Origin of the sequence: Rhodococcus sp. DK176, from assembly GCF_038447315.2 — a bacterium.
In the GTDB taxonomy this organism is placed as follows: domain Bacteria; phylum Actinomycetota; class Actinomycetes; order Mycobacteriales; family Mycobacteriaceae; genus Rhodococcus_F; species Rhodococcus_F jostii_A.
The window spans coordinates 201,100-213,342 of sequence record NZ_CP118322.2 but is presented as its reverse complement, the minus strand read 5'-3'; the positions used below and the strand labels follow the sequence as shown (position 1 = coordinate 213,342).

The window sequence follows — 12,243 nt, the reverse complement described above, 5'->3', positions numbered from 1 at the left end:
GCCCTTCGGGCCTAGGGGAGTGTACCTGGGAAAAATGCTTCGCGCCAATCGATTTCAAAGCGTGCTGTTCACACGCTATGGAGCGCGTTCGTCGGAACGCTTCGCGCAGCGCGGCAATGACCGCTCGGGTGTGGTCCCCGATCGCACTCGAGGAGCGAATGAAATCGCGTGTGGGGGCGGTCGGATCATCCGGTGTCGGGACCGCTCTGTCGCGCAATTATGGGGCGGCTCGACACGCTGCCTTTTGCGCTCAAGAAGCCACTCTGAGGGTTGTCGCATACCGATTCGCGAAGCCCCTCTTGACCTCCACCCTCGCTATCGCATGCGTGCTGGGGTCGTCGAGCATGGCGAAGCCGCTGTGTGCCCGACTCGCGTACGTCGTTGTGTGTTGCGGAAGTCGCCCGGGCGCAGGCCTTGCCGGACCGGTGACACGAGGTCCGGTTGATCTGAGCAAGCGCGCCTGCACCATCCGGCCGGGACACGGGTGCGCCGCATCGGCGGAGTGTCACGCACCGGCCGTGAGCAGCCCCCAAGCGAAGTTATCCACAGATCACGTTGAGCGCGATCACCCGACTCTGCCAGTGTGCGCATCCAACACGCCCGACCGCTGTCGGAGACGGGCGCAAGTCAACCGGAAAGGGGAGGGGCGATGGCACAGCGAGATCCGCTCAAGGACATCCTGATCGAACTGCTCGGCCCCGACCCCGGCACCCGCAACAAACGCAACGCTCAGTCGGCACCCGAGTCTGCCGTCCGCGCGTACCGGACCTTCGCCCCGATCACGGTCGCCTCCGCGGCCCTCGCGTTCTACGCACCCCAACTCGCCGACACAGCGCTCACAGACACTGTCGATCAAGCCGGTCAGTTCATCACGACGGTTCACGGCTACCGCTGGCCGCTCGCCGTCCTCGCCTCCGCGTGGAGCGTGCTCGACATTCTCCGCTGGCACGGCCACCGACAGCGCCGTGCGCTCGAATCGCAGCTACGGCAGACAACCCGGCACCTGCCAGTGAAGGTTACCGTCGCGTTCCCACCCGGAATCTGTTCGCTGCGCAGCGCCAAGATCCGACTCCCCAGGGGTGCGATCATCCGCCCCAAGGAGATGGACGAATTCACCACCGCCGTCCGCGGAGCGGCCGGCCGCACCGGCACATACACCCACACCGTTCGCCATCATGCGCACCGCGACCTGATCCTGATCGCCCGCACACCCGTCGAACCAGACACCCGCTCACCACGCCATAAGGCCCTACAAACCGCGTTGTCCGCCGGCACCATCTTCAAAGAACCCGCCGTCACGGTCGCCTCCCGCGACGAGGACGGAGTCGAGACCGGCTACAAGATCACGTTCACCCCCTCGCTGAACAGCGGCGCCCGCGGCTTCCAGACCAAGGTCGACGAAGCCCTCGCCGCGCTCGCCGGCCACCACGAATCCGGCCGCACCTGGGCCACCGAATGGACCCCCTCCGAGGGATACCTGGTGATGTACCTGCGGGCACCGCTGCCCACCCGCGTCGACCACCCCCTCGCCTTGGTCGACGAGAACCTCCGCCACCTGCCCTACGCCACCGGCGCAGCGAACCTGAGCCTGTACTGGGACGTCTCGACCAAATCGAACAAACCGCACTGCCTGATCGTCGGTCCCACCGGCGGCGGCAAGACCTCGGTAATCCGCACCCTGCTCACCGAGGCCTCGCGCCGCGGAATCCCCTTCCTCGGAGTCGACCCGAAGATGATCGAACTCGACGGACTCGAGGGCTACCCCGGATGCGCGGCCATCGTCTACGACGCCGTCCGCTCCGCGATGCTCGTACGCGCCCTGCACGCGGAAATGATGGCCCGCAACCACTACGTGCACGTGAAGAAGATCGAACCCTCGCAACTGCCGCTGCTGATCGCCGTGCTCGACGAGTTCTTCATCCTCTCCGGAAAATGGCAGCGCCTGGCCAAAGACGAGGACGAGGAGATCCGCGCGCAGATCAAACAACTCGACCCGCTGGGGGCGTGGGCCGACCTCGCGGTCCTGGCCCGCTCGGCCGGCATCCGCCTGCTGCTCGGGGTGCAACGCCCGGACGCCTCCTTGTTCGGGTCGAGCTCGGGCAATGCCCGAGACAACTTCGGCACCCGGATCTCGCTCGGCAACCTGTCGCAGGACGGCGCGCTGATGATGTGGGGCGATGCCCACGTCGGCCGCGAAGTGGACACCTCCATCCCCGGCCGCGGGGTGGTCACCGCCCTCGACGGTTCCCCGGTGGATGCGCAGATGTGGTGGACCCCGAATGTCGATCCGCACCCCAACAAATGGAACCAACTCTCGAAGGAGGAGAAGGCGATCGTGCACGGCCTGACACCGACCGAGTCGCCCACATTCGAGTTCTTCTCCACGGAGCTGCGGGAATTCGTCGAATCCGAGCGCGCGCTGGCCAGGCGGGCACGCGAGTACGGCGACGCCCCTGAACCGTCCGTCCTCACCGACTTCGCCACCGACCACGACACGGTCGGCGCCGACGATTTCGCCGACGCCATCCCGGCCTCGGCGGTCACCGAGGGAATGGTCATCCTGCTCGACGACGACGACGGCGACCAGGTGCCCGTCACCGTCGACACGGTCACGGTCATGCGGGACAAGGACACCGGCGACGTCCTCGAAACCGTCCTGTCCATCAACACCGGCGGACGGGTGAAAACCACCGTCCACTTCGACGCCACCGAGGTCGTGATGCTCCCCGAACCCGACACCGTCCTCACCACCGTGTGAGAACCACGCCCCTGGCAGCACAAGGAACCCGCACGCCGCCGCACGCCCTCTGACCACCCACGTCGCCGCACCCACCCATCGAGAGGACCCCGACCCATGAGCCGCCGCATCTCCCAGTCGATCACCCCCACCACGGACGACGTCACGGTGCTGCGTGAACCGTTCGCGGCCAAGGGCGCCAACGATCCCGTCATCGCCGAACTGCGCCGCGTCCTCAAGGCGGTCGTCCCGACATGGCTGGCGAAGCTGACCGAGGAGCAGGAACTCACGTCGGGACGCCTCGAGGAAATCAAGGCCGCCGTGGCGATGCGACGTCAGATCATCGAGGCCCTCCCCGAAGGCAAGGCACGCTCCGACGCCCTCGACGCCCTCGCCAAGGCCGAGAAGACCGTGGCCGACATGGATACGGAACTCTCGTCCGTCGGCGCCTTCGGCGGGTGAGCCGCATGCACGAGTTCACCATCGAGATCGTCTCCGACAGAGTTGCGCGTGTCGCCGGCACCGGCGACGAGCTGGTCGCCCCGGTTGGGAAGTCGATCCAGGACAGCATCTACGAATACAGCCAGAAGCGTGCCGTCGACGCCGGGGCGCCCGTCGAGGTCGCCGTCCACCGGTCCGGCCGCTGCACCCAGGTCACCGTGGCACCCGACGGAACCGCGTCCCGGTCCGCCCCAACAGGCCCCATCCCGACGAGCGCCGACCAGGGTGAGGAACCAGCAAACGCCGACATGATCGCGGAGGAACCGGTCAGCATCACGTTGGACGCACTCGGCGACACCGCTCACTCGGCACCCGATGACGCCGGGCAGGGGAGTGCGCCCCACCCCGAATACGATGCTCGCCGCCAACCGGTCTCTGTCCTGGCGGCGCCCGGAATCATCCCGGGAGCAACGGAACCGGCACGCACGGGGATACGGGGGCGACTCAACGCCGTCTTGGGGCTGAGCCTGTCCCCGAAACCATCCTCGACCGAGATGCGACTGCGCGTCGCGGCCGCGACGATTGCCGGCCCGATCCCCGAGTTCTCCACGATCACGGTGGCCAACACCAAAGGCGGGGTCGGCAAAACCCCGATCGCAGTCGGTCTTGCGCAGACATTGGCCACGCACCGCGGCGGCGCGACCGTGGTCTGCGCCGACCTGGCCGAGAGCGGCGGCAGCCTCGCCGACCGGGTCAGCGTCCCACCCCCCGGCGAGCAGAACATCTTTGGGCTCCTCGCGGCCGACCAGGCCGCCACCGGGCACCTGCGGCCCTCGGCCCTCGGCCGGCATCTGACCCGGCAACCCTCCGGCGAGGACATCGTCGCCGGCCACCACGACCTCACTGCAACACGACACGTGGGTCTAAGTGGGGACGACGCCGCGGCACTGGCCTCGATCCTCGCCCACCACCGCGAGATCCTGGTCGCCGACACTGGGAACAACCCACTCGCTGGCAGCTGGCAGTGGGCCGTCTCGGAGGCTGGCGCCCTCGTCGTGCCCGTGCCTCTGCGCCGCGATGCCGCCACCACAGCGCACCGCATGCTCCTCGACCTCGCCACCACACATCCCGGCCGACTGGACCGGACCGTGGTCATCATCACCGATGGCCCCGGGGACACCCCGATGGTCGAATCCGACACCGTTGACGCATTCATTGCCCTAGGAGTGCAGGTACTCCGCATGCCCTACGAGCCGCTGTTCACCGGAGGGGAACGCATCGTCCCAAGCCGCCTGCGGTGTACCACCACCGACTCTTTGACCGTGATCGCCGCGACCGTCGTCGACCTGATCACCAGCACCGGCTGACCTAAACCGTGCCTCCGCCAACCCATAACCGTTCACTTACGGAAGCCGCACACACCCAGTCACGAAAGGGAAGAACTATGACCGCCCCGAAGACTCACACCAGGAACCGAGCACACCACACCGGGCGCCACCGCCAGGCCGTGCGCCAGAGCACCACCGCCGCCCTCGTGGCCGCGTGCATCGCGGCAGGGATCTCTCTCGCCCCCAACGCGGCAGCGGCACCGGGACAGGCCGGCATCAACGACAACACCGGCCAAGCCGGCATCACCGGCGACCGTGGCCAGGCCGGCGTCACCACCCCCACCCCGGAGCCGTCCCAGACCCCACAGCAAAGCTCCGAAGACGCTGGCACAACCGCGGACTGGGACACCTACATCCCGATCCCCACCGAGTACCAGAACGTGCCCACCCGCCAAGCACCCACGCACACCGAGCCCACCTACTACAACGACACCCCGTCACCGACAGGGGAGCAGCAGCAAGTCCCCGAGCCCGAGCAGCCGCCCGAGATTGCCCCGGGACACGGCGCTCCGGTCGCACCGATCCAAGCCCCTGAAGACACCTACCGCTTCGGCTACCTCACCGGACCCCGCCCGGACTGGCTGCCCAAGACCGAGGCCGACAAACTCAACAACACCAGCGCCATCCTCGAAGCTCAGGGCGCGACATTCTTCAACTCCCTCGGCGTCCCCACCACCCGCTCGGACCGCATGGCCGCCGCCGCCACAGCAGGTGCCGTCACCGCCGGTGTGGTCGGTGCGACCGCAGCTGGGGTCACCGCCGGTGCTGTGGGAGCCGCCGGCGGCGCACTGATCGGCCTCGCCGCCGGCGCCGCCATCGGCGGGCCAGTCCTCGCGGGTCCGGGCGCTGGTACCGGCGCGATCATCGGAGGCTTCGCACTCGGCGCGCCGGCGGCCGTCACCGTCGGGGCGCTTTCCGCGGCAGGAGGTGCACTCGCGGGCGCCGCCTACGGGGCGGGTGAGAACCTTGGCGAGGCGTCCGAACCCGCACCCGTGCCGGCTCCCGAATCTGCGCCGGTCGTCGATCTGCAGCCCGCCGCCCAGTTCGTCGAACAGGCCACCCCCGCGGCGGCACAGGCCGTCGACACCGCCGCCACGACAACCACCGGTTCCGCCGCGATCGAGTGGGCTGACAACACCGCATCCGCCGTCCCCGAGGCCATCGGCCAACCGGTGATCGATCAGGCCGTCGACGCCGGAACGCAGACAGCAGCATGGGTGGCCGAACAGCCTGGCGGGAACCAACTGCTCCAGGCCGGCGCAGACCTACGCACCGCGATGCCCGCAGAGGTCGGCGCGCTCCTGTCGGCCGTCGAAACCGCGGCACGCTGAAACCGGAAGGGACCGCAGGTGAGGAAATGCAGGCGGAACAGCGGAGCGCGGAAACCGACCCGGCATCCGGCAGTGATCGACACCCTCGGACCAGCGCCCACTGCCACCACCCCGTCGGGCCGACGCGACACCACCGCGTCGTCCGGCGGGCGCGTCGCCACGAGCACACCGGCCCGACCACTCCCGCCGCCGAAATCAGAGAAGCCCGGGCAGCGGCGAGTCGGCACCAGGACCGCCATCGGCGCCGTGATGGTTCTTGCTGCGGCAGGCATCGTCGGCTGGACCGCACTGCGGGTCGGCGAGCCCGAAAACACCACCCCAGGCGCCCCGGAGACAACCCAACAACCCGAAACGGTCACAACTACCCTCGCGGCGAACTCCGATCCCGCAGAAAGCCTCTCAGCCGTACCCCGCGGTGACGAGAACCAGTGCCAGAGCGACCGCGGCGACCAGAAGACCGGAACTGGGGTCATCGCCGCATTCGAACACGCCTACTACGTGCTCCGATCCGGCCAAGCCGCACGCGCCCTCGCCGCACCAAGCTCACCGCTCCCGACGGCCGACAAGATCCAAGCAGGCATCGACACCGTCCCACTCGGCACCAACTACTGCCTCCGCACCATCGAAACCAACGACAACCACTACACGCTCGTGCTCACCGAGATGCGACCCGGCGAACCCGCCACGCAATTCACCCAGACGATCACCACCACCCATGTCGCCGGGCGCTGGCTGATCGACGTGGTCGCGTGAACACGGACACCCGGCATTGCATACCCGCCGGAGGCGCCAACTTCGCCGCAGCCGCTCCGGCCCATTGCGCACTTCGCCGACCGTCGTTGCAACGAGTCCATCCCCGTGCGCCTCGAGTTGCACCGACGTGCAACTCGAGGCGCGCAATACGGCGCAACGCGGGCAACCGCCACCGTGTCCTAGGCACAGAATTGCGACCGACGGCACACCACGCAAGCAGCAACGCTTATCCGTTTTTGCACGCCGAGCTCGATCCCGCCAACGTGCACTCGTCCCGCGCAATCGGGAGAACGCCTTGCGCAACCACCACCTCACGACCCGAAACCCACGAAAGGCCGAACCGATCAATTGCGCCCTTCGACTCGGCCGGGGAAGAAAGCAGGATGCAACCGCAACCGGATGGCGCACACCCCAAGACACACATTTCGCCCGCACCGCCGGCCGCAACAGGTACGCAAGGGCGTTCGACCCGACCGCGCCCGCACACGTACACCAGGCGCAACGCCGCGACTACCAACGCTCCGTTGCGGCAACCCGTGAACGCCACCTTGCCGCAACCCGCAACATCCTCAATCCACATATGCGCAATGCCCCCCCGACCAATGGGCTTGAGTGCAAGCTTTCGCATTGGGTCCGCAACGCCACTGCAACGCAACGGCATGCACCACGGTGTCCGTGCACGCTCGCGAGATCCGCAATCTGACAGCGACCGGCGCGGCGCGGCCGCGCGCAACGACCATCCCGGAACCGGAAGGACTAACCGAACATGACCGACCTCAACCTCCGCGCCGCACGAATTCAGCTCCACGCCCTCATCGCCGCATTGCTCATTGCGATCATCATTGCGGTGGGCATCACCATCGGTGCGTTCGTGCTGTCCTTCGCGGTGCAACGAGACCTCGCGCAACAGGCGGGCATTCCACACTGGCTCGCGTGGATATTCCCGGCCATAGTGGATGGCGCAATTCTCGGTGCCACGATTGCGGTCGTTGCATTGAGCAAGATCAGCGGCGGTGCGGCCGGGAAGAAATTCTTCCTGTCCCTTGCCGTCGTCGTTGTGCTCATCAGTGTGTTCGGCAACGCCTATCACGCACATCAGGCCGGTCTCCGAGCTGCTCGCGCTGTCGCAGCCGGTATTGACCTCGGCTACACACCACTCTCGCCGACGGGTGCCTCACTCATTGCGATCATCCCGCCCTTGCTCGTCCTCGCCTTCACGCACGGCGTCGGAGTCCTCATCAAGGCGATTGGGTCCGCGTACGCCGAGTTCAATACGCTCACACAGTCGCTTGCCTTCGGCAGCGGCGATGCAACGCTGGTCAACAACGCCGACCGGGGCGTTGCCGGGGACGATCGCGCGGAGGCGAGCGTTGCAGTTGGCAACGTTGACGCAAGCACGGGTGCCGCAGACGGCGAGGTCGCGCAACATGTTGCTGCCACCGCAATGACCGAGGTACTCGATGAAAGTGGGATGCGGGCGGCAGTGCCGACTACCGCGCAACTGCTGGCGTTCATCGAGGAGAGCAGTCTCGATCCGCTGGTGAAGAAGACGGCTCGAATCAAGATCACCGAACCGGCCACGACCTGGGGTCAGCTCGCCGATGCCACCGAGGCAAAAGCCCCGAGCACCGCGCTTCGCCGGTACAACAAGGCCGTCGCAGCCGCGGTCAATGCAGGATTCGCGATCCCACCGCTCCCTGCCTTCGACCGACATGATGACCTCACTAACTCCCCGGGTTCCCGGGAACGCAACGGGTCCCTGATCAGCTTGCGCAACCGGATGGCCAGTGCGCACTGCTGATCCCACCACGGCGTGAGATGCGGCGCTCCACGGGCAGGCAGGCACAGGACGAGGTCGGCCGCAGCCCACAGATTGCATGCGGCTGACGCAACGCCAGCGGTGCCTCCGAAAGCCGTTGCGCAACGCCCACCGAGAATGCCGTGGACATTAGCGCCCGACACAATCGAGGCATTGCAACAGCCGCGACGAAGCCGGATAACCCGATAGCGGCACAACATCGTTTTCGCAGGGGTTCAGGGCCGCACTCATGGACTTTCATAAACCGGACGCCACATCGACGGGGCGCCCAGTGCAGCGGTGACCACCTCGGCGAAATCCGATACAACGTGGAGTTATCCACAGGTCACGTTGATCTCACCGTACTAACCGGCCACTGTGGGCACTCAACGCGACGCGAGCGCAACCGGCTGGGGCACTGTTGTGCTCACCGAGCGGTGATCCACCCAGTCCGCCAGGTAGATGAGGTGCCAATGCCCGACACACGTCCGACCGCCCAACGCGCACTCGCCGCACTGGTCACCGCGACGGTCGCCACCGGAACCGCAGCGGTGACCGTCCCGGCGATGGCGCACGCGGACCCGGCCAGATGCGCATCGACATTCAACCTCTTCATCCCCGGAACCTGGGAAACCAACGAGCACGCCGACCCCTCCGTTGCGGTCGGCATCCTCAAACCGATCGCAGACACCATCACAGCCACCCACGGTGACCGCGCGGAGGTCTACACCCTGCCGTATATGGCCCGCGCGTTCGACAACGGAAAGACCTACGCCGACAGCAAGTCCGACGCACGCACCAAAGCAGCCAATGTGCTGACCGACGTGGCAAGCAAGTGCACGCGAACGAAGTTTACGATCACCGGATACTCCCAGGGCGCTGACGCGGCCGGCGACCTCGCCTCCGACATCGGTAACGGCAAAGGCCCCATTCGACCCGACCGGGTCCTGGCGGTCGGCCTGCTGGCGGACCCCGGCTCGGGCACCCAGGGTGAAGCCGTCGTCGGCCCCCGCGCCGCAGGAACCGGCATCGCCGACCCCCGCCCGCAGGGAATGGGCCAGCTCTCCGGCCGGGTCGCCTCCATCTGCTACACCGGCAAGGACCTGTACTGCTCCATCCAGAAGGGGACAAGCCCGCTCCTCGGGTCGCTCGGCTCCATCCTCAGCAAGACGCCCAGTGCCGAACCCGGGGCGTCCACTGGCGACGGAAGTGATGGTATTGCAACGGCATTGACCTCGGACTTCTCCAAAGCTGATCTACCAGCACTCGGCGCAAACGCCACCACGCTGGCGCAGCAAAGCAACGCAGACACGATCGACATCGCCCAGCTCGCGAACTCCGCGACGTCGCTGATGCACACCCTCACGCCGATCGCGGATCTGATCGCGACCGGCGCAGCGAACTCCGCCGCGACCACCCACCTGACCACCGCGACACCGGGAACCGCCGAGCACGCCGCCGGACAGTTCCTGACCGCCGCGTCCCAGGCCGACCTGTCGAATGCGGTGACCACAGCATCCAAGCTTGCCGACACCGCTTCGGCATTGGTCCAGTCCGGCACTGCCACCGTGCCGGCCGCGTCTCCGGAGGCGACCGCACTGTCCACCGCAGCAGGAACACTGAGCGCCCAGGTCGCGCCGCTGGCCGCCACACCCGCCGACGCACTCACGACCGCATCGAGCGTGCTGTCGGTCCTCAAGCCGAGCGTCGTCGTTGGTCAAGTGCTCAACGTGGTGACCGGCGTTGCTGCACTCGATTTTCCCGGGATCCTCCACAACCTGACCGTCCTCCCGCAGAAGGTCGCCGCTCTTGACGCACACGGGGCGCACCAGATCTCGGGGGAGTTGAACAACCAGTTTGCGCCGTTGGTCAAACTCGCCGCGGGCGTCGACCTTCGGTGGGTCTCACAAATTCTCTCGGTCATCCCGGACCCCTCCGGGTTCACCCAGATCGCCGCCCTGGTGACCTCGATCCTCGCCAATGTCGATGTCATCCGGCTCGCCAACCTGATCGGCCAGATCCAGGAAATCGCCTGGGCAGCCGTGGAGAAACTCCTCCCACCACCCGGGCAGGCGCCCGACCCACTCGGCGCCGGAGCCGCCATGACCGGACTGCTGCCCGTCGGCCTCGACATCGCCTCGGTCGCGGTGAACATGCTCACCGGCAAGGCCACCAAAACCGACCCGGCCCTCCTCGGCAAACAAGCCCACACTGCTCCAACCCCGATCAACGCCCAAGCGCAGAATCTCGACCTGAACGGGCAGAATCTCGACCTGAACGGACTGACCGGATCGCTGACCACGATGGCCAACTCCCAAGGTGCCGACGATCTCACCGCCCTGGTCGCCGAGGGGTTGAAAGCCGCATCATTCTTCGCCTCCGGCGCCCACACCGACTACAACCACCTCGTCGTCGACAACGCCGGCCGCACCGCCATCCAATGGCTCACCGACTGGCTCAACCTCCAGATCGACCGGGCCGCGTAACCGCCTTCTACCAATGATCCTGCACGTGAAGAGAGGCGAAACGCCATGGCCCCATCACGATCACACAATCCCGCTGCCCGGTGGATCTGGTGCAGGCGCTGCAAACTCCGAAGCTACCTCGCCCGATCAGACGCCAAGAGCGTCCGCAGACGCCATCACGGATCGAAAGGACTCTCGGTGTTCCCCTGCCCCCACAATCCCGGCCAGTACCACGTCGGACACCGCCCCACCGCCCTCACCCACGGAGCCATCGACCGCCGCAGACTACGTAACCAAGCACTCAAAGACCCCGAGTCGGTCACCGACCGGGACCCACCACCAACGCGTTAGCACAGCAACAGCCTGCACCCACCGAAGACTTCGACACATGCGCCTCGAAGAAGGAGATCCTATGCAAGGCACCGAGGAGGAAGACTCACCGATCAGTCGACCCTGCAGCAAATCAGAAGACACGGGCGACCTCGCGCAACGCTTGGTGAAACTGAACTCAACAAGGAAACTAATATGACCTCCTGCCACATTCAGGCCGGCCACGCGGATTCGCCGGTCATCTTGCACGTCCCGCATGCCTCCCGCTCCATCCCCGACACGGTCCGTGCCGGAATACTCCTGAGCAATGACGAGTTGCAGCTAGAGCTGGACGAATCAACCGACACTGCAACAGATCACATCGCCATACGTGCTGCGGAACTCCTCGCATCCGGGCGCCCGCGACCCTGGCTGGCCATCAACCAAATTTCCCGCCTCGTCATCGACCCAGAAAGATTCCCCGGCGACGACGAGCCCATGAACGCCGTCGGCAGGGGAGCCGTATACACCCGGACCTGCAACCGCGCGCTGCTCCGGCTCGAACCCGCCGCGGACGCGCAACGACTGATGGACTCCTATTACCAGCCCTACACCGCCGCACTCACCGGCCTGGTCGACGACAGGATCGCCACTACCGGCGCAGCCGTCATCATCGACGTCCACTCCTACCCGCGACACCCTTCCCGATTCGAGAACCCCAACAAGCCCCGCCCCGCGCTCTGCCTCGGCACCGACGACTTCCACACCCCCGGCTGGCTCCGCGAACAGGCCCTTGACGCCTTCGCGCCGCTCGGGTGCTATGTCCCCCTCAACCGCTACCAGCACGACCCGCGGGTGACCGCCGTGATGATCGAACTTCGCCGCGACCAGTACCTCGCAACGCCGAGCGCCGCGAACCCGGCCAAGGTGGACGCACTCGCCAGCATGCTCGCAACCCTCGTCGCCCACTGCACTCCGAAAGTGGCCGCCGACTGATGTGCCAACCCAAACCCGGGCCACG

8 protein-coding genes are annotated in these 12,243 nt (G+C 66.7%); all 8 read left to right on the top strand.

The annotated features are described in order from the left end of the window. The first annotated feature begins 649 nt into the window (after nucleotides 1-649). The 8 genes from PSR88_RS37895 (at nucleotide 650) to PSR88_RS37860 (ending at nucleotide 12,218) form a co-directional block, all read left to right on the top strand. A complete protein-coding gene (locus PSR88_RS37895; protein ID WP_016880501.1) occupies nucleotides 650-2,758 on the top strand; it encodes an FtsK/SpoIIIE domain-containing protein in 2,109 nt (702 codons plus the stop codon). A gap of 96 nt (nucleotides 2,759-2,854) precedes the next feature. After that, nucleotides 2,855-3,199: a hypothetical protein gene (locus PSR88_RS37890; protein WP_011599420.1), complete on the top strand. Its 345-nt coding sequence runs from the start codon at nucleotides 2,855-2,857 to the stop codon at nucleotides 3,197-3,199. A 5-nt stretch (nucleotides 3,200-3,204) separates the two neighbouring features. Beyond that, entirely contained in the window at nucleotides 3,205-4,545 is a 1,341-nt protein-coding gene (locus PSR88_RS37885) for a chromosome partitioning protein ParA (RefSeq protein WP_029537922.1), read from the top strand. Between the two features lie 77 nt (nucleotides 4,546-4,622). Beyond that, nucleotides 4,623-5,897, top strand: a complete 1,275-nt coding sequence (locus PSR88_RS37880; RefSeq protein ID WP_011599422.1) for a hypothetical protein — start codon at nucleotides 4,623-4,625, stop codon at nucleotides 5,895-5,897. 72 nt (nucleotides 5,898-5,969) lie between these two features. Then, nucleotides 5,970-6,650, top strand: coding sequence for a hypothetical protein (locus PSR88_RS37875; RefSeq protein ID WP_016880500.1), 681 nt, complete (start codon nucleotides 5,970-5,972; stop codon nucleotides 6,648-6,650). 766 nt (nucleotides 6,651-7,416) lie between these two features. Beyond that, a complete protein-coding gene (locus PSR88_RS37870; RefSeq protein ID WP_011599425.1) occupies nucleotides 7,417-8,451 on the top strand; it encodes a DUF2637 domain-containing protein in 1,035 nt (344 codons plus the stop codon). 470 nt (nucleotides 8,452-8,921) lie between these two features. Then, nucleotides 8,922-10,934, top strand: a complete 2,013-nt coding sequence (locus PSR88_RS37865; protein ID WP_192815039.1) for a cutinase family protein — start codon at nucleotides 8,922-8,924, stop codon at nucleotides 10,932-10,934. Nucleotides 10,935-11,438: 504 nt separating this feature from the next. Then, entirely contained in the window at nucleotides 11,439-12,218 is a 780-nt protein-coding gene (locus tag PSR88_RS37860; protein WP_016880499.1) for an N-formylglutamate amidohydrolase, read from the top strand. The last annotated feature ends 25 nt before the right edge of the window (nucleotides 12,219-12,243 follow it).

Excerpts from the sequence above, each read along its gene's own strand:
- PSR88_RS37895 (WP_016880501.1), top strand. The coding sequence starts at position 650 with ATGGCACAGCGAGATCCGCTCAAGGACATCCTGATCGAACTGCTCGGC.
- PSR88_RS37890 (WP_011599420.1), top strand. The coding sequence starts at position 2,855 with ATGAGCCGCCGCATCTCCCAGTCGATCACCCCCACCACGGACGACGTC.
- PSR88_RS37885 (WP_029537922.1), top strand. The coding sequence starts at position 3,205 with ATGCACGAGTTCACCATCGAGATCGTCTCCGACAGAGTTGCGCGTGTC.
- PSR88_RS37880 (WP_011599422.1), top strand. The coding sequence starts at position 4,623 with ATGACCGCCCCGAAGACTCACACCAGGAACCGAGCACACCACACCGGG.
- PSR88_RS37870 (WP_011599425.1), top strand. The coding sequence starts at position 7,417 with ATGACCGACCTCAACCTCCGCGCCGCACGAATTCAGCTCCACGCCCTC.
- PSR88_RS37865 (WP_192815039.1), top strand. The coding sequence starts at position 8,922 with ATGCCCGACACACGTCCGACCGCCCAACGCGCACTCGCCGCACTGGTC.
- PSR88_RS37860 (WP_016880499.1), top strand. The coding sequence starts at position 11,439 with ATGACCTCCTGCCACATTCAGGCCGGCCACGCGGATTCGCCGGTCATC.